Genomic DNA, 25485 nt, shown 5'->3' with positions numbered 1-25485 from the left:
GAGGCCGGAACGATGAACGGAACGAGCGGAACCAACGCGACAGAGACACGGCACGCGCCCCACCACGTGGTGATCCTCGGCGCAGGCTACGCAGGCATGGCGGCGACCGGGCGGCGGCTCGCCGAGCTGAGCATCCCGGAGCTGCTCGCGGACACGGGGGCGCGGTTCGTACGCGGCTGGGTGGCCGCGGTGGGTACGGACGCCAGGACGGTACGCATCGACGACGATCAGCTGCTGGGCTACGACACGCTGGTGTACGCGTTGGGTGGGATCGCCGACACGAACACCGTGCCCGGCGTCGAGGACCACCCGTACACCCTGAACAGCCCCCAGGACGCCGAGTTGCCGGCCGACCGCCTGGCACGGCTGGACAGCGGAACGGTGGTGGTCGCCGGCAGCGGACTGACCGGCATCGAGTCGGCCGCCGAGATCGCGGACCGATACCCGCGGTTGAACGTCCGCCTGGTGGTCCGGTACAAGGAGACGGTGACCGCTTCGCCCTGGCCGGACGCGGTGCAGGATGCCTGGCTCAAGTGGTCCGCCGCGGACCGGTCGCGGGTCGCCGATCCCAAGGCATATCTGACCCGGATCGTGTCCAACGTGGCGCTGGAACGGCTGCGCTCCGCCCGCCACCAGCGCGAAACGTACGTGGGGCCGTGGCTGCCGGAACCCATCCTCACCGGCCCGGACGCCTCCCAGGCGGTCACCGACGCCGAATCGGTGTCGACGGCCATGCTGGTGGTCCTGGAGACGCTCAGCCCGCTCGAACGCGCGGTGTTCGTCCTCAAGGAGGTGTTCGGCTTCGGTCACGCGGAGATCGCCGAGGCGGTGGAACGTTCCGAAGCGGCGGTCCGGCAGGCTGCGCACCGGGCCCGCGAACACGTACGGGCCAGGCGACCGCGGTTCGCCGCCGACCGGTCGCAACAGCGCCAGGCAACCGAGCGGTTGGTGGCGGCCGCGACCGGCGGCGACGTCAACGCCCTCATGGAACTGCTCGCTCCGGACGTCACTCTGCGGACCGACGGCGGCGGCAAGGTCCGCCAGGCACTCCGCCCGGTCGTGGGCGCGGCCACGGTGGCCGCCTGGTTCGCGGCCATCGGCACCGTCACCTACCAGGGCGTCGAACCCTCCGCCAGGCAACCGAACTGACCGACATCAACGGCGCCCCGGGCCTGGTCTTCAGCGGTCCGGACCGCGTCATCGCCACCGTCACCTTCGACTTCGACGCCACCGGCCGCATCACCACCCTCCACAGCGTGGCCAACCCCGACAAGCTGCGCGCCATCAGCAACGGCACGACCTACGACATCGGGACACGGTGAGCACACGGCCCCCGGTAACCACCCACGGACACCCCTCATCCTCTCTTCCGCAATGCGGCCAGGGCGTCAGGCGGGACGCGGATCGGGCGCCGGGCCCGGACCGGGCCCAGGCATCGGCGGCGTCGGAGCGGGCGGAACCGGGTCCGGTTCAGGCCCCGGCGGAGGCGTCGGTACGGGGTCGGGCCCCGGCGCGGGGACCGGCCCGGGCGCCGGCCCGGGTTGCGGACCAGGCGGCCCCGGAGCCGGCCCGGGCGTCGGCGGCACCGGATCCGGCCGCGTGGGAACGGATGCGCCTGAACTCTGCGTCACTGTCACCCTGTCCTCCCTCTGAGCTGCCTGCCCTCCACTCCGGAGGAGCGCACCCTCCCCACCGTACGACGCCCGCCACCAACACCCCTGACAACGTCAGCGACAGGATTGTCGCCGAGCGGAAGGAGCTGGCAGACAGGGTTCAGCGAGAATTGGAACGGGCCGGATCCCTGCTTTCCAACTGGTAAACGACAAGGGGAACACTGGAGCCGGGATTGAGGTTGATCTTGGCGATGATGCGGCTGGCGGGGTATTCGTGAGATGGAAGCCTCACCCGAGGCTCTCCGCCGAGGCGGTCGAAAGCATGCGCAGTGGCAAGTATCAGTCTCGAGAAATTCGCCATGCGGGTGCTGTTGCGACATACATGCGGGATGCGATTATCGGGGTTCTCGTTTCGGCGGGTTTTCGCGCTGCCATCACGGATGACGATATGCGGCCACTGACGGCGCAGATCCGGGGAACCACGCCAGTCGACAGCTAGCGCATGTCTCTGGGCGGGACGCATTCCTTCGTTGGGCACCTGGTCCCGGCAGGACGGCCAGCACGTACGCTCCCCCGCCACCGGCGACGCCCTGGCCACCTGCCCGGGCAATTACGAGCCCGGCCAACGGCATGGCGATCGCCGCCCCTCCCTCCGCATCCAGTATTCAGGAGGAATGACCCTTCGACACCCGGTGGACCGCGGCGGAAGCGAACGCGGACGATTCGCCGAACTGGCCGAAAGAGCATCCCATTTCACCAGTTCCCCCTCCTTCTTCACGCTGTGCCTCGCCCTGGTCGCGCTGTTCATCGCCGTTCATCTCGCCCATCTCCCCTTGGATATCCAGCTGCTCGCGGGGCATTTCATGTCCGCGGTCACCCTTCTTCTCCTCGCGCTGCTCAAGAACTCCGAACTCCGTGCGGAACACGCCATCCAACGCAAACTCGATGCGTTGGCCGCCGCCCTCCTGGAGTCCCGCGAGGGGCAGGGCGGCAAGGCCGCGGAGGATCTCAGAAAGGCGATCCGCTTGGATGAGGAGACGTGAGGGCGAAGCGCTCCCGGGCAGGGCGGTAGCTACCCAGGGTAGCGATTCGAAACGGTACGGCATTTCCCCATGCGCCTGGTCGGTGGCTGGGCGGGCGCGCCCGCGTGGCGGGGTCAGGCGTGAAAAAATGGGGTAAGCAACCCATAAGGGTGTATCTCGCGCGAAAGGAAGGGCCTCTCATGACGTCCTCACCGCACACCCCCGCAATGGGCGGCCACCCGGAGCTGGCCGAGATGCGCGACAGGCTCGAACGAACGGCTTCGAGCGGCACCGCCGTGGCGACCGAGGGCCTGGTCCTGCTGGCCGGGGTCTACGCCGCCATATCGCCGTGGATCGTGCACTTCTCGGCCACCGCCGGAAGCCTGACGATCAACAACTTGATCGTCGGGCTGACCGTGGCCTTCGCCGGAGCCGGCCTGGCACTCGCGCCCGTCCGGATGTTCCGGCTGGCGTGGACGCTCGTTCCCCTCGGCGTGTGGCTCATCATCTCGCCATGGGTGGCGACCGCGACGCACGGCGCCGGAACGGGGGTCATCTGGAACAACGTCGTCACCGGCGCGGTCATCTGCCTGCTGGGGCTCGCGGCCGCCGGAATGTCCATCACCGTCACACGAGGTGGGCGCCACTGACGACACGGGAGAAGCGCACGCCCGGCCGGTTCGCCCGGCAGCTCGACGTCACCGCGACCGCGACGGGAGGAACAGGGCCTTCCCCTGGTAGTCCACGGTGATACGGCCGAACCGGCTGAGCACATCGGAGCCGAGCAGACCCTGGATGCCTGGCGTGCCATGACTGGCCTTCATGTCGATGACGATCGCCTCGGTCGAACCGAGGTCGGTCTTGCCGGCCGACCACCGGCTCACCTCCACCACGGGCACCTTCTCGGTGCCCGTGACGCCGCTGATGGGCTGGCGCTGGCCGGTCCGGGGAAGGTCGAGTTTCCGCGCGACGTCTTCGCCGACGGCGCTGGAGGAGGCACCGGTGTCCAGGACGAACCGGAAGGGGCCTTCCCCCTGGATCGTCACCGGCACGAACGCGATGACTTGCCGGCCGTTTTTGAGCACCGTGAGCGGTACCCGCGTCTCGCCCGCCTGCGACGGGGGCGGCGCGCTGGGAGAGCTTCGTTCGTCCGAAATGGTGCCGACGCAGCCCGCCGCGAGCACGGTCGTCAGGCACAGCGTCGCCAGGCCGATGGTGCGGCCGGCACGGGGAGAAGAGGGGGGCATTTCACGAGCTCCTCATCGCTTCGCCGGGCGGCGGCGGGCCATTACCCCGGTGATCGTCGGCCATGACCGGTTTCCTTTTCCGGCTCCGCATTTTTCTTCCGGCTCTGTATTTTTCTGCGGCCACGAGATCGGCCACGAGATGATCTATGCCCGGCTGGTCACGGGGAAGGGATTCGGGCGGCGGGAATCACCCTGCGGCGCTGCTCAGGTGAGATGGCGACGGCCTCGGGCCGGAGGAGCGGGCTCGGTCCGTTCAGGCCGCGCCGCCGGTCCGGGCAGTTCCTGTTGGAGTAATGGCCGTGCGAGGTGGGGCGTGCTCCCGCAGTGTGGTGGGGACGGCTGGCCAGAAGGCGCCAGAGGGTTCGCCGGAGTGAGTGCCGCCTTCACCGGAGTGTCGCTGGAGCTAATGGGCTATGACAGAAGTGCAGAGGTCCGGACGTCGGGCTGCGCCTGCCGATGACGACGTAGTGAACGACGACGGCGTAATGGACGGCGGTGTGCTGCCGGGTGCGGCGGAGCAGGCTGCGGCAGAGCTCGTTTCGCCGGTGAATTCTCACAATGAGTGGGATCCGCTGGAGGAGATCATCGTCGGGCGCCTCGACGGCGCGACGATTCCGTCCAGCCATCCGGTGGTGACCTGCAATATCCCGCCGTGGGCGGCGCGGTTCCAGCGGCTCGCCGCCGGATTCCGGTACCCCCGTGTGCTGCTCGAACCGGCGCAGGAGGAACTCGATCGATTCGTCGCTCTGCTGGAGTCGCTGGGAGTCACGGTCCGGCGGCCGGAGGCCGTCGACCACCGGCAGCGCTACCGCGCACCGGGCTGGTCGTCGCGCGGATTCTGCAACACCTGTCCGCGCGACAGCATGCTGGTGATCGGTGACGAGATCATCGAGACGCCGATGGCCTGGCCGAGCCGGTACTTCGAGACCCACTCCTATCGCCCGATTCTCAAGGATTACTTCCGGCGCGGCGCGCGGTGGACCGCGGCTCCGAAGCCTCAGCTGACGGATGAGCTGTTCGACCCCGAATTCCGGGTTCCGCGGGACGGCGAGCCGATGCGCTACATCCTCACCGAGTTCGAGCCGGTGTTCGATGCGGCGGATTTCGTTCGCGCGGGACGCGATCTCTTCGTCACACGAAGCAACGTCACCAATCAGATGGGCATTGAGTGGCTGCGCCGCCATCTCGGCCCCGGCTACCGCGTCCATGAGATCGAGAGCCGCTGCCGCACGCCGATGCACATCGATACGACGTTCCTGGTGCTCGGACCGGGGAAGGTACTCGTCAACCCGGAATACATCGACGTCGACCGGCTGCCCGACGTGCTGAGTTCATGGGACGTCCTGATCGCCCCGGAACCGGACCCGGTCCCCGATCGCCTGCTCAAAATCGCCTCGATGTGCGGCAAATGGCTCAGTATGAACCTTCTCATGGTCGATGAGAAGAGGGTGATCGCGGAACGCCACCACACCACTATGCTGCGGGCGTTGGAGAAATGGGGTTTCGAGCCGATTCCGTGCGACCTGCTGCACTACGCGCCGTTCGGCGGGTCGTTCCATTGCGCGACGCTCGACACCAGACGTCGCGGCACGCTCGAATCGTATGTCGATTGAGGGGCGGGATGCCTGCCTGGCCTCTTCGTTGGAGCTTCGGGTAATGCCGACCGCACACCGCCGGCCGCCTGGCCGAAGGAGACCCGATCCGGTTTGCTGAGCGTACTGCTGGCGGTGCTCGCCGCCTTCGCCAATGGACTGGCCTCCGTGCTGCAACGCCGGGCGGCCCGGGACCGCCCCAGCGAGGAAAGCCTGAACTGGCGGCTGATCTGGCATCTGCTGCACCGCCCGGTGTGGTTCGGCGGCGTGGCGTCGGTCATCGTCGCGTTTCTGCTCCAGGCCGTCGCGCTGGGGTTCGGCCGCATCTCGGTGGTCGAGCCGGTGCTCGTCCTGGACCTGCCGGCGGCACTGCTGCTGTCCGCCCTGATCTTCCGCAGCCGGCTGCGCGCCCGGGAGTGGGGAGCCGTGGCGGTGATCGCCGCGGGGCTGGCCGGACTGCTGCTCAGCCTGTCCCCCACCGAGGGCTCCGGCAGCGGTGTGTCCGGGCCTGCCTGGGCGTTCGCCCTGGCGGCGAACCTGCTCCTGGTCGGCGTCGGGGTGGGCTGGGCGGCGACGCTCGGGCGCGGCGCGCGCAAGGCCGCGATCCTGGGGACCACCAGCGGCTGCGGATTCGGCCTCACCGCGGCCTTGATGAAGGGCATGACCGGCCAGGCATCGCAGGGCATCGCCGGTGTGTTCACCAGTTGGCAGCTCTACGCGATGATCGTGGCCGGCGCGGGTTCGATGTTCCTGCTGCAGTCCGCCGTGCATGCCGGCCGCCTGCTCGCGGCCCAGCCCGGCCTCTCGATGGCCGATCCGGTGGTCTCCATCCTCTGGGGCGTACTGGTCTTCGGCGAGAAGGTACGCGGCGGGGTGTTCATCGTCCTGTCGCTCGTGGCGATCGGCTCGGTGGCGGCGGCCGTCCTCGTACTGGCCCGCTCTCCCCTTCTGGCCGGCGAGGCGGGGCAGCACGAGACGCCTGACGCATCCCACGAGAACGCCTGACGCGTCCCGCGGGTGGGAGGGGAGTCCTTCGCCCCCCGGGTCACCCCCGGGAGAAAGGCAGCTTGGTCGTCAGCCAAGTGATCAGCTCGGAGGGGTTGCGGCTCTGGGTCCACAGCCGGCCCGGCCCGGTGAACTCGAACACCAGGCCCTCGCCGGTCTTCAACGTCTGCATCAGGCCGCGGGTCACCTTGCGGGTGGTGTACGTGAGGCCGTCGCTGAAGGCGACCATATGGCCGGAGTCCAGGACCATCGTCTCGCCGTCGGCGAGTTCGACCAGGTCGAGCGCCCCGTAGCACGAGGCCAGCACGCTGCCGTTGCCCTCCGCGCGAACCAGGAAGCCGCCCTCGCCACCGGCGAGATTCCGGAAGCCGCCCCACTTCGTATCGATCTCGACCCCCTCCGAGGAGCAGAGCCAGGCACCCCGGGCGAGGTTGACGACGCCGTTGACCTCGATGCCTGTCACATCGCCGGGCAGGCGTGCGGCGAGGTCCACCCAGCCACCCTCGTGCCCGGCGGTGAACCGCGTCATGAACAGGGATTCCCCGCCCAGCACGCTGCGCTTGAGCCCCTTGATCAGCCCGCCTTCGGTCTTCGCCTCGACAGCGATGCCGGCCGAGGTCGCCATCATGGCCCCGGACTCGGCCCGGAAGCTCTCACCTCCCGCCAGGTGGACGCGCGCGACGGCGAACGAGGGGGCGTGCCGGACTTCGGTCTGCATGGTGGCGGCCTTCGGTGACAGGGCGGTCGGATGCTTCTGGGTGATCAAACGTGCGGATCACCGCAGGGACCGACATTACGCATCCGGTCGCGGCGGCGCACATTCGGCTGCCTGGGGTTGTGATGGGGGCGGCGCGGCGTCAGGCGCGGAGGAAAGCCTCCAGAGAGGTGGCGAAGGCGACCGGGATTTCGTGCATCGGGTAGTGGCCGGAGTTGGGCAGGATTTCCAGTTCGGCACGCGGGTAGTGGGCCAGCCAGGTGTTGCGCATCGCCTCGGCGGTGAGGGCGAGGTCGTGTTCGCCGACGAACACCTTCACCGGGAGGGTGCTGCCGGCGACCTTGGCCGCGAAGTCCTGGGTGGTCCAGTCGGCCAGGTAGGCGGCGAACGCCTCCGGGCGGGAGGCGGCCACCGAGCGCGCGGTCATCGCGTCCAGCCATCGGGCGCACGCCCGGTGCCCGGTGACGAGGTCGAGGATCGCGCGCCTGTTGGCCGGGCTCCGCGCCGCGCCGTGGAAGAGGTCGTAGGCGTCACCGTCCAGCGGGTACGCGCCGGCCGGTACGGGCGTCACGCCGGCCAGCTTGCGCAGCCGGGCGGGGGCTTCGGCCAGTACGCGCTGCGCCGCCTTGCCGCCCATGGAGTGGCCCACCACGGAGAACGTGTCCCAGCCCAGCTGATCGGCGAGGGCGAGCGCGTCCGCGGCGATCTCGGCGAGCGTGAACTCACCTGCTACGGCGCGCCGTTCACCGTAGCCGCGGTAGTCGAGGAAGGCGTAGCTGAACTCCTCCGGGTCGAGGTGGTCGAGGAACGGTCCCCAGCCCTCGCTGGTGCCGAACCAGTCGTGCAGCACCAGGACCTTGTGGGCGCCGGTGCCGAGGGTGCGGTGGCTGATCGTCATGCCGGGGACTCCCGTCGGAGGGGATGGGTGACGGCCGCTGGCTTCCTTCCCCTCCGGCATGGTGGTGATGCGCCGGCGCCGGTGTACGGCGCTGATCGTTCCGTACGGGGCGGCCGTCCCGGGGAGGGTTCGAGCCGTGCCTCACGCCAGGTTCTTCTCCAGGGCGGCGAGGTACTCGTGGATGAAGTGGTCGCGTACGCCGTCGGAGGCGGGGGCCAGGGGGTCGGCGGTGAAGCCCTTGGCGCGATCGGCGAGGCCGCCGAAGAGGGACATCTTCTCGCGGAGCCGGCCGTCGGAGTCGATGTAGCGCAGGGTCTCGACGTGGGTGAAGGGCTCCGGGGGCAGTTGGGGAACGATGTCGTTGTTGTTCACGAAGCGGAAGATGCGCTGTTTGAAGCCCTTGTTGCACGCCTCGGCCAGGCGGTGGTCGCAGGTGCGCGGCTGGCCGTAGGTGTAGACACCGTCCGCGAGCAGCTTCGGGTCCTCCAGGTACAGGCGGGCCGCGGCGAGCATGGCCAGCGCACCGCCGAGGCTGTGGCCGGTGAAGAACAGGCTCTGCCCGTTCGTACGGACCTCTTCGAGGGTGTCCTTGACCGTGGGGAAGACGGATTCCAGGGCCTGGGCGAAGCCGTAGTGGACGTATCCGGTCCCGGCGGGCCCGGGGCAGGGCGGTGTGGTGGCGTCCGAGAGCCAGTCACGGATCTGCGCGGGTTCGGTGCCGCGGAACGCGGTGATCACCATGGTGTCGCTGGCGGCGGTGAATGCCTGGGTGTCCTCCAGCGGGAACGGCGGCGTGAACCGCGTGCGGTGGTGCCGTACGTGGTCGAAGCCCCACTCCCGGGCCTGTCGCTCGATGGTGGCCTCGTCCTTGTAGGCGAGGTCCGAGGCCCGGGCCAGCCAGTAGGCGAGATCGAGGCTGTAGTCGCGGGCGGTGTGGTCGAGGGTCGTGGGTACGGACACGTCGGTTTCCTTGTCTGGCTCGGGGCTGGGGTGGGTGCCGCGTGCGTGCGGGGCAGCGGCACCTCGCGTGTTGCGCGCGGGTCGCCACAGTCCTAGCCCGGCGGAGGCCGTCCGGAAACGAACGACGCCACCGCCGCCACCCGGATGGCCGGGGCCGTTCAGCCGCTCCCCGGCGCAGGGCACCGCCTGCCTCGTCGGGGCGTCGTCCGGTTGGCGGAGTTCGCTGGGCGTGGGGTCGGGGTTGGCGGGAGGCTGGAGGGGAGGCGGTGGCGGGAGCGGCGGGAGTCGGCAGCGGTTGTTTCCCTAGGTGAGGTGGGGCGTGGCCCGTACCGGCGTTCCGGCTGTCACCGATGGTGGGGGGCTGGATCTGGATGCCGTGCGTCGGTGGATCGACGCGGTGTTGGGGGATTTTCTCGCCGAGCGGCTGCGGAACCCCGTGCCGCCGGGGGCGGGCGCCGGTGACTTGGCGGAGACGGTGGCGGACTTCGTACGCGGCGGCGGGAAGCGGTTGCGGCCGGTGCTGTGCGTGGTGGGCTGGCACGCCACCAGGGGGCTGGGAGAGCCGGCACCGGAGGTGGTGGGGCGGGTGGCGGCGTCGCTGGAGATGTTCCACGCGTTCGCGCTCATCCACGACGATGTGATGGATGACAGCGACCGCCGCCGCGGCCGTCCGACGGTGCACCGGGCGATGGCGGCCCGGTACCCGCCAGGCACCCGGCCGGACGCGGAGCGGATCGGGGCGGGGGCGGCGATCCTGGCGGGAGACCTGTCCCTGGCCTGGTCCGACCAGCTGTTGCACTCCGCCGGGCTGCGGCCCGAGCAGCGGGACGCCGTACTGCCGCTGATCGACACCATGCGCGCGGAGCTGGTCCACGGCCAGTTCCTCGACCTGACGACCGAGGTGCGGGCGCGGGCGGCCGCGGGGCGGGTCGAGGCGGCGTTGCGGGTCGCGCGCTACAAGACGGCGGCGTACACGGTCGAGCGGCCGCTGCACATCGGTGCCGCACTGGCCGGTGCGCCGGGTGGGCTGCGGGAGGCGCTGAGCGCGTACGCGCTTCCGGTCGGCGAGGCGTTCCAACTCCGTGACGACCTGCTGGGCGTCTTCGGCGATCCGGCACTGACCGGGAAACCGGTACTGGACGACGTGCGGGGCGGCAAACCCACCGTGCTGCTCGCGGTGGCCTCCGAGCGGGCGGACGAACGGCAGACGGCCGTGCTCGACGCGTGCGTCGGCCGCCGGGACCTGGACGAGCGGGGTGCGGACCGGGTGCGGCGCGTCCTGCTCGACACCGGCGCCGTGGATACCGTCGAGTCGATGATCCGCGAACGCCATGAGAGGGCTGTGGGCGCGCTGGAGGCGATGGGGACTTCTCGGGGTCCGGCTTCCGACGTGATCGCTCCTGCGGTACGGGATGCCTTGCGCAGGCTGGCCGATGGGGTGCGGGAGCGCCGGGGCTGAGTGGGAGCGGCGAACGGGCGGGGTCGGTGGGAGATCGCCGGCACCGGGGCTCCGGTGGAGCGCGGGCGGCGGGGCACCGATACTGAACAGGAAATGTGCCTGGGAGTGGGAGAGCTGGGATAGGAGAGAAGGAGAGGAAGCAGAGGAACCAGCGAAGTGGCGCCGTGGTTCGGCGCGGAGGTGAGGTATGGGCGCAGTCACCGTCACGCTTCCGCAGTCCCGTCCGGTGGTGAAACTGCCGGGCGTTTATCCAGCGCAGCACGATACGCAGCTTCTGTTGCGGGCGCTGTACCGGGAGGACATCGGTGCGGGTGCCGAGGTGCTGGATCTGGGTACGGGGTGCGGGGCGCTGGCGCTCGGAGCGGCCAGGCAGGGCGCGCGGGTCACCGCCGTCGACATCTCCTGGCGCGCCGTGCTCACCACGCGGGTCAATGCCTGGTGGGCCAGGCAGCGGGTCACCGTCCGGCAGGGCGACTTGACGGCGGCGGTGCGCGACCGCTCCTTCGATCTCATCGTCAGCAACCCGCCCTACGTCCCCACGCCAGGCAACGGCTCGTCCAGGGGCGCGGCCCGTGCCTGGGACGCCGGCCGGGACGGCAGACTGCTGATCGACCGCATCTGCGACACCGCGCCCGGCGTGCTCCGGCCCGGCGGTGTGCTGCTGATGGTGCACTCCGGGCTGTGCGGGGCCGAGCGGACGGTGCGGCGGCTGGCCGAGGCCGGGTTGCCGGCGGCGGTCAGTGACCGGGTGCGGATCCCGTTCGGTCCGGTTGTGCGCTCGCGGTTGGCGTGGTTGCGCAGTCAGGGCCTGCTCGATGGTGGTCAGGACACAGAGGAATTGGTGATCATTCGTGCCCAACACCCGCAACGGCCGCAGCACGCCCAGCACTCGCAGCACCCCCGCACACACCACTCACCGCACCCCCAGCGCTCCTGAGCGTCCTCGCCGGATCGTGGTCACCGAGGGGCCCCTGCTGGTGGAGGGGCCGGTGGAGGTGGTCGGGCGGGACGGGACGGTATCCGTCTCCGAGCGCTTCGTCGTGGCGATCTGCACGTGCCGGGGCAGTCGCAGCTATCCCTGGTGCGATACCAGTCACCGCCGGCGGCGCGGACGGGCGGCAGGCGGAGGACGGGGCAAGACCTCGGCATCGGGATCGGATGTGGCGGAGGAGGGATCGTCGTGACGGAGGGGGTCTCGGTCTCGGGGCGTTCGGCATCGCCGGTGGGGCGGCTGGCCGGGCCCCAACTGCCGTCGCCCTGCGGGCCGTTGTCGGAGGCTGTTATCGAACGGCTGCGGGCCGGCGCCGGTGCCCTGCCACCGGCGTGGGACGGGGCTGCCGACGCGGACCCCGCCGACGCCGACCCCTACGGCCTGGACCTCCAGCTCGCGCTGTACGTGCTGTACGAGTTGCACTACCGGGGCTTCGCCGGAGTCGCTGACGAGGAGGAGTGGGATCCCGGGCTGCTGGCGGTGCGGCGCGGGTTGGAACAGCGCTTTCTCGGGGCGTTGCGGAAGGACGTCGGAACGGACGTCGGAACGGACGTCGGAACGGACGGCGGCGGCGCAGGCGGCGAGGCAGGCGGCGCCCAGGCGGCCGTCGGCGGTCTGCTGGTGGAGCCGGCCGGCGACGACGGCACCAGCGTGAGCCACTTCCTGCGACATGAGGGGCAGCTGTGGCAGCTGCGGGAGTACGCCGCGCTGCGCTCGCTCTACCACCTCAAGGAAGCGGACCCGCATGCCTGGGCGCTGCCACGGCTCCACGGCCGCGCCAAGGCCGGTATGGCGGCGATCGAATTCGACGAGTTCGGGGCCGGGCGCGCCGAGGAGATCCACGCCCAGCTCTTCGCCGACCTCATGGCGGACCTCGGCCTGGACACCGCCTACGGCCGCTACACCGACCAGGCACCGGCCGAAGCGCTCGCCACGGTCAACCTGATGTCGCTGCTGGGACTGCACCGGTCGTTGCGCGGGGCGCTGGTCGGCCATTTCGCAACGGTGGAGGTGACGTCGTCGCCGGCGTCCCGTCGCCTGGCGCAGGCGATGCGCCGGACCGGTGCGGGGCCGGCGGCGGAGCGGTTCTACGACGAACATGTCGAGGCCGATGCCGTACACGAGCAAGTGGTACGCCGGGAAGTCGTCGATGGGCTGCTGGGCGACGAGCCGGGCCTGGACGCCGATGTGGCGTTCGGGATCGGCGCCACGCTGTTCCTGGAGGATCGGCTGTCCGCGCATCTCCTCGGTGCCTGGCGGGCGCAGCGGTCCGCACTGCGCTCCCCCTTGCCGGACCGGGAGCCGTAAACGGACGACACACACCACAGGCCCCAACGTGAGAGCAGGAGGCCCAGTCATGGAGGAGACGACGACCACAGTCCGTTCCGCGGTGGGCGGTATCCGCGCCGCGTTGAGCGGAACCGGGGTTCACCTCGTCCCACCCGACGCCGTGCGGGCGCAGTTGGACGCTGCGGCGGAGGGCTGGGAGCGGTTCGCGGCGCACTGGGACGACCTGGCACCCGATCCGTACGCGGCCGACCAGGGGACCCAACGGCAGCGCCGTTACGGGCAGTTCCTGCTCAGTCCCGCCTCCGGCACCCTGCGGCAGCTGCCCCACGTCCCGTTCGTGCAGCCGGACGACAGCAACCCGCTGTACGTACAGGTCGACCGGCACTTCGAGCCGCTGACCGATGCGTTCGCCACCGACCCCGCGCTGCGCGCGTTCCTCTTCCTGCTGGGGCGGCTCGCGGGCGCGCTGGACGCGACGACGCGGGACTGGAACGCGAAGGTTCATCCCTTCCGGGTCGTGGCGACGGGCGAGGGGGAAGGCAATCCCACGCCCGAGGGGCGGCATCGCGACGGTGTGACGTTGGTGTCGTCGCTGCTGGTCAGAAGAGCGAATGCGGCTGGTGGGCGGAGCACCGTGTACGCGCCTGACGGCCGGGAACTGCTGACCACGACGCTGGACGCGCCCGCGACGCTGCTCGTGGCGGACGACCGGCGCACGCTCCACAGCGTCTCGCCGATCCGTCCGGTGGATCCCTCCAGCCCCGCGTTCCGGGACGTGCTGGTGGCCACGCTGGTGCCGGCCTGACCACGCCCGGCGGCTACCTCAGCAACGAGGAATCGAGGGCGGAGCGGAGCGCCGCCGCGTCCTCGTAGACCTCCTCCGCCCCCGCCTCCAGGAGTTCGGAACGGCAGAAACCGCCGCTCAGGACGCCGATGCAGGGGACGCCGGCCCGGTGCCCGGCCTTCATGTCCCAGACGGTGTCGCCGACGAACACCGCGTCCTCCGGAGCGGTGCCGGTCTGGTCCAGCGCCAGCTGTACGAGGTCGGGGGCGGGTTTGCTGGCGCGGACGTCGTCGGCGCTGGTGACCGCGCTGATGGCGTCCTCCGCCTGCAACGCCTTGCGCATCGCGTCCAGCTCGGGACCGGCGGCCGAACTGGCGAGCACCACGGTCCAGCCGCGCGCGGAACAGGCACGCAGCAGGTCGGCGGCGCCGTTCAACGGGACCAGGCGCGTCCAGTACTGGGCGTAGAGCGTCTTGTGGGCGGTGCTGATCTCCTCGTCCTTCTCCGGTTCGTCGCGGCCGGAGCCCAGCAGGTGGTCGATGAGGTGGTCGGCCCCCATGCCGACGGTCCGGTGGATCGCGGCCATCGGCACCTCGTGGCCGGCCTGGCGGAACGCCTCCCACCAGGTCACGGCGTGCAGATAGGTGCTGTCGACGAGCGTTCCGTCCACGTCGAACACAGCGGCCCGGCGGCGTGCGCCTGCCGTCATCGCTCTCCTCCTGTCCGTGCGTCCCGTCCGTATGTCCCGGCCCCGCTACCGGAAGTTTCCTCTCCCAACTGTCGCCCTGGCCCAGACACCGGGCAAGCGCTGGCCCGCCTGCCTGTCCACCTCTCCACCTCCTCGTCTTCCCCACTTCCGGGATGCGGATTCCCCCGCGTCCTCGCAGCCTGGGAAGGGAGTGCCTGGACCTGTGCCTGGATCTGTGCCTGGATCTGTGCGGGGATCAGAACGCGACGAGGGTGTCACCCGAGCGAGCCCGGGTACCCGGGAGGCTAGACACCGACAGATCAACCGATAGATCAACCGATCCGATGGATCAACCCGAGAGCCCCCGCCCCCCGACCCGGGCGGAGCAGGCCGGAGCACTCCGGCCGCCGTCCGCCACCGGCCGCGTCACCGCCGACGGGAAGGACACCCATGACACCGCACAACGCTCCCCGCAACACCCCATCCACCACCCCGCCCGACGTCCGCGTGGACGCCCTGGTGAAGGCCCTGGAGGCCGGCGTCGACGCGGAGGTGCGCTTCGACGCGGGCAGCCGGGGCGCGTACGCGACGGACGGTTCCAACTACCGGCAGGTGCCCATCGGCGTGGTGGTGCCCAGAAGCGTCGAGGCCGGGGCGGCGGCCGTCGGTATCTGTGCGGAATTCGGCGCGCCGGTGCTCTCCCGCGGCGGCGGTACGAGCCTGGGCGGGCAGTGCACCAACACCGCGGTCGTCATCGACTGGACCAAATACTGCGACCGGCTGGTCTCCCTCGACGCGGAACAGCGGCGCTGCGTGGTCGAACCGGGGATCGTACTGGATGAGCTGAATCGCCAACTGGCCGGGCACAAGCTGAAGTTCGGGCCGAAGCCGTCCACGCACAGTCATTGCGCGCTGGGCGGGATGATCGGGAACAACTCCTGCGGGGCGTCCGCGCAGGCGTACGGGAAGACCGTCGACAACGTACGGCGCCTGGAGGTCCTCACCTACGACGGGACGCGGATGTGGGTCGGGCCGACATCGGAGGACGAGTTCGCGCGGGTGGTCGCGGGCGGTGGGCGCCGCGCGGAGATCTACCGCGGGCTGCGGGACCTCATCGACCGGCACATGGCCGAGGTGCGGCGCGGCTATCCGCGCATTCCGCGCCGGGTGTCCGGCTACAACCTGGACTCGCTGCTGCCGGAGAACGGTTTCGACGTGGCCAAGGCACTGGTGGGCAGCGAGGGCACGCTGGTGACGGTGCTGCACGCGGAGCTGGACCTGGTGCCGGTACCGGCCTTCGAATCGATGGTGGTGCTGGGCTACCACGACATCTGCGCGGCCGCGGACGACGTGCCCAGGCTGCTGGAGCACTGCCATCCGACGCAGTTGGAGGCGCTGGACGGGCGGATGGCGGAGCTGATGCGGGAGGAGCACGCCTATCTGGAGTCCCTGGACCGGCTGCCGGAGGGTGACAGCTGGCTGCTGGTGCAGTTCAGCGGGGACACCAAGGAGGCGGTCGACGCACAGGGCCACGACTTGCTGCGGGCGCTGGGCCGGAGCGAGGACGCGCCGGATGTGGCGTTCTCCGACGATCCGGAGCGCGAGCAGCAGATGCTCAAGGCACGGGAGGCGGGCCTCGGGGTGACCGCGCGGCCGCCGGACGACCGGGAGACGTGGGAGGGCTGGGAGGACTCCGCGGTGCCGCCGGAGCGGCTGGGTGACTATCTGCGGGACCTGAAGAAGCTGTTCGCGGAGTTCGATTACGATCATCCGTCGCTGTACGGGCACTTCGGGCAGGGGTGTGTGCACACCCGGATCCCGTTCGGGCTGAAGCAGGCGGACGGGGTGGCGGACTTCCGCAGGTTCGTGTCCCGGGCGGCGGATCTGGTGGTCTCGTACGGCGGTTCGCTGTCCGGTGAGCACGGTGACGGGCAGGCTCGCGGGGAGTTGCTGCCGAAGATGTTCGGTGAGCAACTGGTGGGCGCCTTCGGCGAGTTGAAGGCGCTGTTCGACCCGGACAACCGGATGAATCCGGGGAAGGTCGTCCACCCGTACCGCGTCGACGAGAATCTGCGGCTCGGCGGGCGCTGGCGGCCGCACGACGGCCGGACGTTCTTCGGGTATCCGAAGGATGACCACTCGTTCCGGCGGGCGGTGATGCGCTGTGTGGGCATCGGCAACTGCCGTACGCACAAGGGCGGGGTGATGTGCCCGTCGTACCGCGCCACGAAGGAGGAGGAGCACTCGACCCGGGGCCGGGCGCGGCTGCTGTTCGAGATGCTGGGCGGCCATGCGGATTCGGCCGTCTCCAAGGGCTGGCGGTCGCCGGAGGTGCGGGACGCGCTGGATCTGTGCCTGGCCTGCAAGGGCTGCAAGTCGGACTGCCCCACCGGGGTGGACATGGCGACGTACAAGGCGGAGTTCCTGGCGCACCACTACGCCGGCCGGATCCGGCCCGCCGCGCACTACTCGCTGGGCTGGCTGCCGCTGTGGGCGCGCCTGGCGCGGGCCGCGCCGCGGCCGGTCAACGCCGTGCTGCACGCGCCGGTCGCCGGGCGGCTGGGGAAGTGGCTGGCGGGGGTGGCCGGGGAGGCCGAGCCGCCGGCGTTCGCGCACCAGTCGTTCACGCGGTGGTGGGCGGACCGGCAGGTGCCGCCGCCGGTTCCGGGGGACGAGCGGGCGGTGGTGCTGTGGCCGGACACGTTCACCAACCACTTCCATCCGGGCATCGCGCGGTCGGCGGTGCGGCTGCTGGAGGACGCCGGGTTCCGGGTGGCGGTCCCGTCCGGCAGCGTCTGCTGCGGTCTGACGTGGATCTCGACCGGCCAGCTGGCCGTCGCCGGGCGGGTGCTGCGGCACACCGTGGAGGTGCTCCGGCCGTGGATCGAGGCGGGGACGCCGGTGATCGGACTGGAGCCGTCGTGCGCGGCGGTGTTCCGGTCCGACGCGGTGGAGATGTTCCCCGACGATCTGGATGTGCAGCGGCTGTCCGGGCTGTTCCGGACGCTGGCCGAGCAGCTGGTCGAGCACGCGCCGGAGGGGTGGCGGCCGCCGCGGCTGGACCGGGCGGCGACCGTGCAGACGCACTGCCACCAGCACGCGGTGCTCAAGGACGACGCGGACCGGGAGCTGATGCGCCGCGCCGGGATCGACGCGGACGTGCTGGACGCCGGCTGCTGCGGACTGGCCGGGAACTTCGGTTTCGAACGCGGGCACCACGAACTCTCCATGGATATCGGCGAGTTGGGCGTGCTGCCCGGTGTACGCCGGGCCGCGCCGCCGGATCTGGTGATCGCCGACGGCTTCAGCTGCCGTACCCAGATCGAGCTGGGCGGCACCGGGCGGACCGCGCTGCATCTGGCGGAGGCGCTGGCGCTCGGGCTCGACGGGCCGCTGCCCGCGCACCATCCCGAGCGCGCCGCCGACCGGACGAGGGTGCCGGTCCGCGACGGCCGTCTGGCCGCCGGTGCGCTGGCCGCGCTGGGCGTCCTCGGCGGTGCCGCCGCCGGCGCGGCGCTGCGGCGGCGGTGGCCGGGCGGGCGGGTCCGCCGCCGCGCCGGTCCCTGACCGCCCGCCCCGACAGGAATGACTCCCGCGACAGGAAAGAGGAAGCACCGTGTCGATGAAAGTGTCCGACTACATCCTCCAGCGCCTGCGCGAATGGGACGTCGAGCATGTCTTCGCGTATCCGGGCGACGGCATCAACGGCCTGCTCGCCGCCTGGGAACGGGCCGACAACTCACCGCGTTTCATCCAGGCCAGGCATGAGGAGATGGCCGCCTTCCAGGCGGTCGGATACGCCAAGTTCTCCGGCCGGGTCGGGGTGTGCGCGGCGACGTCCGGACCCGGCGCGATCCATCTGCTCAACGGCCTGTACGACGCCAAGCTCGACCATGTGCCGGTGGTGGCCATCGTGGGCCAGACCAACCGCAGCGCGATGGGCGGCTCGTACCAGCAGGAAGTGGACCTGCAGAGCCTGTACAAGGACGTGGCGTCCGACTTCTGCGACACCGTGATGGTGCCGGAGCAGCTGCCCAACGCCATCGACCGGGCCATCCGCACCGCGTACGGCCGCCGTTCGGTCACCGCGGTGATCGTGCCGGCGGACGTGCAGGAACTGGACTACTCGCCGCCGACCCACGCGTTCAAGATGGTCCCGTCCAGCCTGGGCATCTCCTCGTACGCGCCGGTGCCCGCGGACCGGGAGCTGTCCCGGGCCGCCGAGGTGCTGAACGCGGGCGAGAAGGTGGCGATGCTGATCGGGCAGGGCGCGCGCAGCGCCCGGGACCAGGTCGAGGAGGTCGCCGAGGTGCTCGGCGCCGGGGTCGCCAAGGCGCTGCTGGGCAAGGACGTGCTGCCCGACGACCTGCCGTATGTCACCGGCGCGATCGGGCTGCTGGGGACCCGGCCGTCGTACGAGCTGATGCGGGACTGCGACACGCTGCTGGTGGTCGGTTCCAACTTCCCGTACACGCAGTTCATGCCGGATCTGGACCAGGCGCGGGCGGTGCAGATCGATATCGATCCGCACATGGTGGGGATGCGGTACCCGTTCGAGGTCAATCTCGTCGGTGACGCGTCGGAGACCCTCAAGCGGCTGCTGCCGCTGCTGCGCCACAAGAAGCACGGTGCCTGGCGGAAGAAGATCGAGAAGAACACCGCCCGGTGGTGGGAGGTCATGGAGCGGCGGGCCGCCGTCTCGGCGGACCCGATCAACCCCGAGTACGTCGTCCACGCGCTGGACGCGCAGCTGCCGGACGATGTGATCCTTTCCTCGGACTCCGGTTCGGCGGCGAACTGGTACGCCCGCCATCTGCGGATGCGCGGCCGGATGCGGGGGTCGCTGTCCGGGACGCTGGCCACGATGGGTCCCGGTGTGCCGTACGCGATCGGGGCGAAGTTCGCCCACCCCGACCGGCCGGCGCTGGCGCTGGTGGGCGACGGCGCGATGCAGATGAACGGTATGGCGGAGCTGATCACCATCGCCAAGTACTGGCAGGACTGGAAGGATCCGCGGCTGGTCGTGGCGGTGCTGAACAACCTCGACCTCAACCAGGTGACGTGGGAGATGCGCGCGATGTCCGGCGCGCCGCAGTTCCTGCCGTCCCAGGCACTGCCGGACGTGCCGTACGCGGACTTCGCGCGCACCATCGGCCTGGACGGTATCCGGGTGGAGGAGCCGGGCGCGGTGGAGTCGGCCTGGCGCCAGGCACTGCACGCCAACCGGCCGTTCGTGATCGACTTCCGCACCGATCCGGCCGTCCCGCCGATCCCGCCGCACGCCTCCCTGGACCAGATCGAGGCCGCGGCCGCGTCCGTCCTCAAGGGCGACAGCGACCGGGTGTCGATGGTCAGGCAGGGCCTGAAGGCGAAGGTGCAGGAGATGCTGCCGCACCGGCACCACGAGAAGTGACGGGCGTGGCGGCCGTGGAGGGCGCGCCGGCCGGTGGCGCCGGGCCGCCGGTGGACGAGGTGGCCACCGCCGTCTACACGGTGCCCACCGACTCCCCGGAGGCGGACGGGACGCTGAGCTGGGACGCCACCACGCTGGTGGTCGCGCACGTCCGTTCCGGGACGACCGGCGGCCTGGGCTACACCTACGGCGCGCCGGCCACCGCGCATGTCATCGACGAGCAGTTGGCGGGGGTGGTCACCGGCCGCGGCGCGCTGGACGTGCCGGCGGCCAACGAGGCGATGAGCCGGGCGGTCCGCAACGCCGGCCGTCCCGGGCTCGTCGCGGGCGCGCTGTCCGCGGTGGACACCGCCCTGTGGGATCTCAAGGCCAGGCTGCTCGGTGTGCCGCTGGTGCGGCTGCTGGGCGCGGCCGCCGGTGCGGTGCCGGTGTACGGCAGCGGCGGTTTCACCACGTACGGCGAGCAGGCGCAGGACCGCCAGCTGCGGGAGTGGGTCGCGGAGCAAGGCATTCCGCGCGTCAAGATCAAGATCGGGGAGTCGTGGGGGGCGGCCGAGGACCGCGACCGGCGGCGGATCGGCCTGGCCCGCCGCAGCATCGGCGACGCCGCGGAGCTCTACGTCGACGCCAACGGCGCGTACACCCGCAAGCAGGCGATCCGGCTCGGCGGCCGCCTGGCCGACCACGGGGTCACGTGGTTCGAGGAGCCGGTCTCGTCGGACGACCTGGCGGGCCTGGCCCAGGTGCGGGCGGCGGTCGGCGCCGATGTGGCGGCCGGGGAGTACGGCTACGCCCTGCCGTACTTCTGGCACTTGCTGGCGGCCCAGGCGGTCGACTGCGTCCAGGCCGACATCACCCGCTGCGGCGGGCTGACGGTCTGGCTGCGGATCGCGGCGCTGGCCCAGGCGGCGGGGCTGGCGATCTCTGGGCACTGCGCGCCGCATCTGCACGCCCACGCCGCGGCCGCGGTACCGAACCTGCGGCATCTGGAGTGGTTCCACGACCACGTCCGGATCGAGAACCGCCTGTTCGACGGCGTGCTCGATCCGGCGGGCGGCAGCGTCCGCCCGGGCGCGGACGGCGCGCCGGGGCACGGTCTGTCGCTGCGCGCGCGGGCGGCCGAACCGTACCGCGTCGGCTGACGCGCACCGCCGCCAGTCCCACGGACCGCCTGGGGTAGCGCGGCCGGGCCACCAGGGCTCAACTGGTGTGGGGACCCGTGCCACAACCACCAACAGACACACCACGACACAGAAGCGAGGAGATCCTCATGCCTGCCGGTTCCAGCAAGAAGCGCGAGCGCCAGTACGAGCACATCAAGGAGGGCGCCCAGCAGCGGGGCGAGTCCACGAAGCGGGCGAAGGAGATCGCCGCGCGGACGGTGAACAAGGAGCGGGCCCGCGCCGGCGAGTCCCGTACGGCCAGCAAGGTCTCCACCGAGGACCGCAAGTCCGCCCCGCAGCGCGGCGGCGAGCGCTCCCACCGCGGCGCGCAGGGCCCGACCAAGGACCAGCTCTACGCGGAGGCCAAGAAGCGCAACATCGAGGGCCGCTCCGGAATGAACAAGGACGAGCTGCGCAAGGCCCTCGGCCGCTGACCCGCCCGCGCCGCCGCCCGGTGCCCCGTACGGCCTGTTTGCTCTCCGGCGGCAGCGGTTAAGCGAAACCCGAGCAATGGGAACGTCGCGGAAAGGCTGGGTATGGCGGCAGGGCGGGACGGGACCGGGGAGCCGGCGGACCGGGCCGGCGGGGTCTTCGGGCCCCAGCCGCTGCGCAACTACGCGCTGCTGGCCGACGGCGAGCGCGGCATCCTGGTCGGCCAGCGCGGCGAGTTCGCCTGGATGTGCGCGCCGCACTGGGATTCCGACGCGGTCTTCGCCGCGCTCATCGGCGGCAGCGGCACGTACGTGGTGACGCCTGTGGGCCGTTTCGTCTGGGGCGGGCACTACGAGCCCCGGTCGCTGATCTGGCGCAGCCGGTGGGTGACCGACGACGGCATCGTGGAGTGCCGGGAGGCGCTGGCGTTCCCCGGGGACCCGGACCGGGCGGTGGTGCTGCGGCGGGTGCTCGCCAAGGAGGCCACCACGCGGCTGTCGGTCGTCCTGGAGCCCAGCGCCGGGTTCGGTGAGCAGCCGCTGCGCGAGGTGCGGCGCGGGCCGGACGGTGCCTGGCACGGGCGGGCCGGCGATCTGTGGCTGCGCTGGTCCGGCGCGGACACCGCGCGCCCGGCGGGACCGGGCGGGCGGCGGCTCACCATGGACCTGACCGTCGCCGCGGGCGGCCACCACGACCTGGTGCTGGAGCTGAGCCGCCGGCCGCTCCCCGACAACCCCCCGGACCCGGACCGTGCCTGGCGGGAGACCGAGGACGCCTGGCGGCAGGCGGTGCCCGGCCTGGACCGCACCGTCGCGCCGGCCGACGCCCGGCACGCCTACGCGGTGCTGCGCGGGCTGACCGGCACCACCGGCGGCATGGTCGCCGCCGCGACCACCAGTCTCCCCGAGCGCGCCGAGGAGGGCCGCAACTACGACTACCGCTATGTCTGGATCCGCGACCAGTGCTACGCGGGCCAGGCGGTGGCCGCCACGGGAGAGGATCCGCTGCTGCTGGACGACGCGGTGCGGTTCGTCGGCGCGCGGCTGCACGAGGACGGCCCGCGCCTGGCGCCCGCGTACCGGATGGACGGCCGCCCGATCCCCGGGCCGCGCTGCCTGGACCTGCCCGGCTATCCCGGCGGCTTCGACCGGGTCGGCAACGACGTCAGCGAGCAGTTCCAACTCGACGCGTTCGGTGAGGCGCTGCTCCTGCTGGCCGCCGCCGCCCGGCAGGACCGGCTGGACCGGACCGGCCGGCAGGCAGCGGAGATCGCCGCCGACGCGATCGCCCGGCGCCGCCACGATCCGGACGCCGGCATCTGGGAGCTGTCGCCGCGCAGGTGGGCGCACAGCCGGCTGATCTGCGCGGCCGGGCTGCGGGCGTACGTCCGCGGCGGCGCGGCGGGGCGGCGGGCGGACGACTGGACGGCGCTGGCCGACATCCTCGTCAAGGAGACCGGCGCGGACAGTCTGCACCCGTCGGGGCGGTGGCAGCGCTCCCCCGACGACGCCGGGCTGGACGGCGCGCTGCTGCTGCCCGCGATCCGCGGGGCGCTGCCGGCCGGCGACCCGCGCACCCTGGCCACCCTCGACGCGTACACCTCCGAGCTGTCCGTCGAGCACTACGCCTACCGCTTCCGGCACGACGAGCGCCCGCTGGGGGAGGCCGAAGGGGCGTTCCTGCTGTGCGGGTTCATCACCGCGCTCGCGGAGCACCAGCAGGGCCGGGAGGTGTCGGCGTTCCGCTGGTTCGAGCGCAACCGCGCCACGTCCGGCCCGTCCGGTCTGTTCTCCGAGGAGTACGACATCGCCCAGCGGCAGCTGCGCGGCAACCTCCCCCAGGCGTTCGTCCACGCGCTGATGCTGGAGTGCGCGGCGCGGCTGGCCGGTCCCTGGACGGACGACTGAGCCGCCCGGCGCCGCGGTCGCACCCCTCCCCCACTTCCCAGGAAAGGCACCAGTCCCATGCAGCAAACGGTCGTCATCACCGGCGCCAGCGGCGGCATCGGCCGCGCCACCGCCCGGGCGTTCGCCGCCCGCGGCGCCCGGATCGGTCTCCTGGCCCGCGGCCGGGAGGGCCTGGACGCGGCGGCCCGCGAGGTCGTCGCGGCCGGCGGGGAGGCGCTGGCACTGCCCACCGACGTCGCCGACGCGAAGGAGGTGGAGGCCGCGGCGGACGCGGTGGAGGACGCGTTCGGGCCCATCGATGTCTGGGTCAACAACGCCTTCACCTCGGTCTTCGCGCAGTTCACCGAGATCGGAGCGGATGAGTACCGGCGGGTCACGGAGGTGACCTACCTCGGCTTCGTCAACGGGACGCGCAGCGCGCTGCACCGCATGCTGCCGCGCGACGCGGGCACCATCGTGCAGGTCGGCTCGGCGCTCGGCGAGCGGTCGATCCCGCTGCAGTCCGCGTACTGCGGCGCCAAGCACGCGGTGAACGGCTTCACCTCGTCGGTCCGCACCGAACTGCTGCACAACAAGAGCAAGGTGCGCATCACGGTGGTGCAGATGCCGGCGGTCAACACACCGCAGTTCTCGTGGGTGCGGTCCAAGCTGCCCCGCCATCCGCAGCCGGTGCCGCCGATCTACCAGCCGGAGGTGGCGGCCCGCGCGGTGCTGCACGCCGCCGACCGCCCCCGCCGCAAGCAGTACTACGCGGGCGGTTCGACGGTCGCCACGGTCTACGCCAACCGCTTCGCCGGGCCGCTGCTGGACCGCTATCTGGGCCGCACCGGCTACGACTCCCAGCAGACCGGCGAGGACGTGCCGCGGGGCCGGCCGGACAACCTCTGGCATCCGCTGGACGGCGAGGACGGCCACGACTTCGGCGCGCACGGCGTCTTCGACGACCAGGCGCACGGGCGGTCGGCGCAGCTGTGGGCCGTCCGCCATCTGGGGCTGCTGGCCGGGGTCACGGCCGGTGGCGCGGTGGCGGCCGCCCTGCTGCGGTGCGGCAGGGCGGCCGGGTTCCGGAAGTCCTGAGGTCCCGGCGGTCAGGCTTCGGGCAGCCGCACCCGCACCGCCCCGTCCGCCTGGACGTCCACCTCGAAGGAGGGCTGCGGGGCGGTGGCGGGGCCGCGGACGTTGGCGCCGTCCGCGAGCCGGAAGACGCTGCCGTGCCAGGGGCATTCCACACAGCCGTCGGTGATCTTGCCCTCGGACAGCGGGCCCGACTGGTGGCTGCACCGGTCGGCGAGGACGTGGATCCGGCCGCCGGACCGCCGGACGACGAGGACGGGGACCTCGCCCAGTTCGCGGCGGACCGCCTGGCCGACCGGGAAGTCCTCGACCCGGCCGAGGTCGTACCAGCGGTCCGCCAGCAGATGCGGCACCGGCTCGGTCTTGTTGGTGCCGGCGGCCTGCCGGTAGGCGAGGTGGCCGCCGAGCAGCCCGCCCACGGCCACCACGCCGAGGCCGGCCCAGCCCAGGGCCTTGCCGCGGGCGGTGTGGCCGCGGCCGCGCTGGAGCCAGGAGGTGGCGTACAGGCCGGTGGCGACATTGACGGTCAGGGCGTGCGCCAGTCCGGTCCGTGCCTGGCGCGGCTGCTGTTCGGCCCAGTCGACCCAGCCGGCCAGCGCGGCCGGGACCGCGGCGAGGACGCCGGCGCCGACCAGGACCCGGGCGCCGCGCCGGGTTCCCGGTACGGCGTCCAGCAGTCCGGCCGAGAGCCAGGCACCGATGGGTGCCTGGACGAGCAGGGGGTGCAGCGGGTGGCCGAGCGGCAGTCCGTGGAGCACGTCCCGGAAGCGGCCGAGCGGCAGATTCCGCACCGCCCGCCGGACGGGGCGGGCCGCCAGGTCCAGGCCCTTGAGCCGTTCCAGGCCGTCCAGGGCCCGCAGCAGGGGCGAGTCCGCGGGGACCGCCGCGCCTTTTCCGGTCGTGGCCGCCAGGGCCGGGCCGATCCCTTTCCGCAACGCTGTCCAGCGCACCTTCACACCTCTCGACGCGGCTTGTCCCACCGGGGCCGGGCCACGGCGACGGCCACGCCCGGGCTGTCATGCTGCACCACCCGGGCACCGCGCACCGGGTGGCGCCCCGATAGCCGCGTTCCACGCCGCGTCCGGCGTAATCCCTCCGAAAGGGCGTTAATTCCGGAGCGCGCCGGGAACCCGTGAAAAGAGCAGCGGTCGGTAACGCGGTCGGCCGGCCGGCGCAGCGCCACGGCACGGGACCCCGGGGGATTACCGGGGGTCCCGGAATACCGCATGCGG

General features: G+C 71.7%; 21 protein-coding genes and 2 pseudogenes. 17 read left to right on the top strand and 6 right to left on the bottom strand.

The window, feature by feature from the left end; all coding sequences use genetic code 11:
- Positions 1-12: 12 nt before the first annotated feature.
- The 4 genes and pseudogenes from ADL22_RS36385 to ADL22_RS23730 form a co-directional block, all read left to right on the top strand.
- Positions 13-420 (top strand): annotated as a pseudogene (locus ADL22_RS36385) (FAD-dependent oxidoreductase); the annotation flags it as partial.
- Positions 421-450: 30 nt separating this feature from the next.
- Positions 451-1322, top strand: a pseudogene (gene sigJ, locus ADL22_RS23740) (RNA polymerase sigma factor SigJ).
- A gap of 965 nt (positions 1323-2287) precedes the next feature.
- Entirely contained in the window at positions 2288-2656 is a 369-nt protein-coding gene (locus tag ADL22_RS23735; protein ID WP_066983321.1) for a low affinity iron permease family protein, read from the top strand.
- Between the two features lie 179 nt (positions 2657-2835).
- The gene (locus tag ADL22_RS23730; protein ID WP_066983318.1) at positions 2836-3285 is read left to right on the top strand and encodes an SPW repeat protein; all 450 of its coding nucleotides are present in this window, start codon (positions 2836-2838) and stop codon (positions 3283-3285) included.
- A 48-nt stretch (positions 3286-3333) separates the two neighbouring features.
- Here ADL22_RS23730 and ADL22_RS23725 read toward each other — a convergent pair whose 3' ends face one another.
- Complete coding sequence (locus ADL22_RS23725) at positions 3334-3882, bottom strand: retropepsin-like aspartic protease (protein WP_066983315.1); 549 nt, start codon at positions 3880-3882, stop codon at positions 3334-3336.
- 485 nt (positions 3883-4367) lie between these two features.
- On the opposite strand from ADL22_RS23725, the gene ADL22_RS23720 reads away from it, so the two are divergent.
- A complete protein-coding gene (locus ADL22_RS23720; protein ID WP_066983312.1) occupies positions 4368-5495 on the top strand; it encodes an amidinotransferase in 1128 nt (375 codons plus the stop codon).
- A gap of 93 nt (positions 5496-5588) precedes the next feature.
- A complete protein-coding gene (locus tag ADL22_RS23715; protein WP_066983309.1) occupies positions 5589-6479 on the top strand; it encodes a DMT family transporter in 891 nt (296 codons plus the stop codon).
- A 40-nt stretch (positions 6480-6519) separates the two neighbouring features.
- Here ADL22_RS23715 and ADL22_RS23710 read toward each other — a convergent pair whose 3' ends face one another.
- The 3 genes from ADL22_RS23710 to ADL22_RS23700 form a co-directional block, all read right to left on the bottom strand.
- Positions 6520-7197, bottom strand: coding sequence for a TIGR00266 family protein (locus tag ADL22_RS23710; RefSeq protein WP_066983444.1), 678 nt, complete (start codon positions 7195-7197; stop codon positions 6520-6522).
- 139 nt (positions 7198-7336) lie between these two features.
- Positions 7337-8092, bottom strand: coding sequence for an alpha/beta fold hydrolase (locus ADL22_RS23705; protein WP_066983306.1), 756 nt, complete (start codon positions 8090-8092; stop codon positions 7337-7339).
- A 141-nt stretch (positions 8093-8233) separates the two neighbouring features.
- The gene (locus ADL22_RS23700) at positions 8234-9052 is read right to left on the bottom strand and encodes a lipase family protein (RefSeq protein WP_066983303.1); all 819 of its coding nucleotides are present in this window, start codon (positions 9050-9052) and stop codon (positions 8234-8236) included.
- Between the two features lie 376 nt (positions 9053-9428).
- Between ADL22_RS23700 and ADL22_RS23695 the strand changes: the two genes are divergently transcribed.
- The 5 genes from ADL22_RS23695 (at position 9429) to ADL22_RS23680 (ending at position 13597) form a co-directional block, all read left to right on the top strand.
- A complete protein-coding gene (locus ADL22_RS23695; RefSeq protein ID WP_234430826.1) occupies positions 9429-10511 on the top strand; it encodes a polyprenyl synthetase family protein in 1083 nt (360 codons plus the stop codon).
- Between the two features lie 187 nt (positions 10512-10698).
- A complete protein-coding gene (locus ADL22_RS23690; protein ID WP_066983297.1) occupies positions 10699-11448 on the top strand; it encodes a HemK2/MTQ2 family protein methyltransferase in 750 nt (249 codons plus the stop codon).
- Positions 11363-11695 (top strand): CDGSH iron-sulfur domain-containing protein, encoded by a 333-nt coding sequence (locus ADL22_RS34930; protein WP_420711595.1) that lies wholly within the window; start codon positions 11363-11365, stop codon positions 11693-11695. The genes ADL22_RS23690 and ADL22_RS34930 overlap by 86 nt, the downstream gene beginning before the upstream one ends.
- A complete protein-coding gene (locus ADL22_RS23685; RefSeq protein ID WP_234430825.1) occupies positions 11692-12810 on the top strand; it encodes an iron-containing redox enzyme family protein in 1119 nt (372 codons plus the stop codon). Before ADL22_RS34930 ends, ADL22_RS23685 begins: the two co-directional genes overlap by 4 nt.
- Positions 12811-12859: 49 nt before the next feature.
- A complete protein-coding gene (locus ADL22_RS23680) occupies positions 12860-13597 on the top strand; it encodes a 2OG-Fe dioxygenase family protein (protein WP_066983292.1) in 738 nt (245 codons plus the stop codon).
- 13 nt (positions 13598-13610) lie between these two features.
- Here ADL22_RS23680 and ADL22_RS23675 read toward each other — a convergent pair whose 3' ends face one another.
- Positions 13611-14285: an HAD family hydrolase gene (locus ADL22_RS23675; protein WP_066983289.1), complete on the bottom strand. Its 675-nt coding sequence runs from the start codon at positions 14283-14285 to the stop codon at positions 13611-13613.
- Positions 14286-14714: 429 nt separating this feature from the next.
- Here ADL22_RS23675 and ADL22_RS23670 point away from each other — a divergent pair, with 429 nt between their 5' ends.
- The 6 genes from ADL22_RS23670 to ADL22_RS23645 all read left to right on the top strand — a co-directional run bounded on the left by ADL22_RS23670 (position 14715) and on the right by ADL22_RS23645 (position 24256).
- Positions 14715-17831 (top strand): FAD-binding and (Fe-S)-binding domain-containing protein, encoded by a 3117-nt coding sequence (locus ADL22_RS23670; RefSeq protein ID WP_066983284.1) that lies wholly within the window; start codon positions 14715-14717, stop codon positions 17829-17831.
- Between the two features lie 55 nt (positions 17832-17886).
- Complete coding sequence (locus tag ADL22_RS23665) at positions 17887-19677, top strand: thiamine pyrophosphate-requiring protein (RefSeq protein WP_066983281.1); 1791 nt, start codon at positions 17887-17889, stop codon at positions 19675-19677.
- A gap of 14 nt (positions 19678-19691) precedes the next feature.
- Positions 19692-20819 carry an enolase C-terminal domain-like protein gene (locus ADL22_RS23660; RefSeq protein WP_066983441.1) on the top strand — a complete coding sequence of 376 codons (1128 nt, stop codon included), beginning with the start codon at positions 19692-19694 and terminating at the stop codon, positions 20817-20819.
- Positions 20820-20947: 128 nt separating this feature from the next.
- On the top strand, positions 20948-21274 hold the full coding sequence (locus ADL22_RS23655; protein WP_066983278.1) for a plasmid stabilization protein: 327 nt from the start codon (positions 20948-20950) through the stop codon (positions 21272-21274).
- A 102-nt stretch (positions 21275-21376) separates the two neighbouring features.
- A complete protein-coding gene (locus tag ADL22_RS23650; protein ID WP_066983275.1) occupies positions 21377-23179 on the top strand; it encodes a glycoside hydrolase family 15 protein in 1803 nt (600 codons plus the stop codon).
- 57 nt (positions 23180-23236) lie between these two features.
- Positions 23237-24256: an SDR family oxidoreductase gene (locus ADL22_RS23645; protein ID WP_066983272.1), complete on the top strand. Its 1020-nt coding sequence runs from the start codon at positions 23237-23239 to the stop codon at positions 24254-24256.
- 11 nt (positions 24257-24267) lie between these two features.
- On the opposite strand, the gene ADL22_RS23640 is transcribed toward ADL22_RS23645, so the two are convergent.
- Positions 24268-25164 carry a Rieske (2Fe-2S) protein gene (locus tag ADL22_RS23640; RefSeq protein WP_066983438.1) on the bottom strand — a complete coding sequence of 299 codons (897 nt, stop codon included), beginning with the start codon at positions 25162-25164 and terminating at the stop codon, positions 24268-24270.
- Positions 25165-25485 lie beyond the last annotated feature (321 nt).

It is taken from the genome of Streptomyces sp. NRRL F-4489 (assembly GCF_001509485.1).
GTDB lineage: Bacteria > Actinomycetota > Actinomycetes > Streptomycetales > Streptomycetaceae > Streptomyces.
The sequence above is the reverse complement of the archived record's forward strand: the minus strand, read 5'-3'. Positions and strand labels throughout refer to the sequence as shown.

What these genes read in the sequence shown, in the direction of transcription:
- ADL22_RS23735 (WP_066983321.1), top strand. Translation starts at nt 2,288, where the DNA reads ATGACCCTTCGACACCCGGTGGACCGCGGCGGAAGCGAACGCGGACGA.
- ADL22_RS23730 (WP_066983318.1), top strand. Translation starts at nt 2,836, where the DNA reads ATGACGTCCTCACCGCACACCCCCGCAATGGGCGGCCACCCGGAGCTG.
- ADL22_RS23725 (WP_066983315.1), bottom strand. Translation starts at nt 3,882, where the DNA reads ATGCCCCCCTCTTCTCCCCGTGCCGGCCGCACCATCGGCCTGGCGACG.
- ADL22_RS23720 (WP_066983312.1), top strand. Translation starts at nt 4,368, where the DNA reads ATGGACGGCGGTGTGCTGCCGGGTGCGGCGGAGCAGGCTGCGGCAGAG.
- ADL22_RS23710 (WP_066983444.1), bottom strand. Translation starts at nt 7,197, where the DNA reads ATGCAGACCGAAGTCCGGCACGCCCCCTCGTTCGCCGTCGCGCGCGTC.
- ADL22_RS23705 (WP_066983306.1), bottom strand. Translation starts at nt 8,092, where the DNA reads ATGACGATCAGCCACCGCACCCTCGGCACCGGCGCCCACAAGGTCCTG.
- ADL22_RS23690 (WP_066983297.1), top strand. Translation starts at nt 10,699, where the DNA reads ATGGGCGCAGTCACCGTCACGCTTCCGCAGTCCCGTCCGGTGGTGAAA.
- ADL22_RS23680 (WP_066983292.1), top strand. Translation starts at nt 12,860, where the DNA reads ATGGAGGAGACGACGACCACAGTCCGTTCCGCGGTGGGCGGTATCCGC.
- ADL22_RS23675 (WP_066983289.1), bottom strand. Translation starts at nt 14,285, where the DNA reads ATGACGGCAGGCGCACGCCGCCGGGCCGCTGTGTTCGACGTGGACGGA.
- ADL22_RS23670 (WP_066983284.1), top strand. Translation starts at nt 14,715, where the DNA reads ATGACACCGCACAACGCTCCCCGCAACACCCCATCCACCACCCCGCCC.
- ADL22_RS23665 (WP_066983281.1), top strand. Translation starts at nt 17,887, where the DNA reads ATGAAAGTGTCCGACTACATCCTCCAGCGCCTGCGCGAATGGGACGTC.
- ADL22_RS23655 (WP_066983278.1), top strand. Translation starts at nt 20,948, where the DNA reads ATGCCTGCCGGTTCCAGCAAGAAGCGCGAGCGCCAGTACGAGCACATC.
- ADL22_RS23650 (WP_066983275.1), top strand. Translation starts at nt 21,377, where the DNA reads ATGGCGGCAGGGCGGGACGGGACCGGGGAGCCGGCGGACCGGGCCGGC.
- ADL22_RS23645 (WP_066983272.1), top strand. Translation starts at nt 23,237, where the DNA reads ATGCAGCAAACGGTCGTCATCACCGGCGCCAGCGGCGGCATCGGCCGC.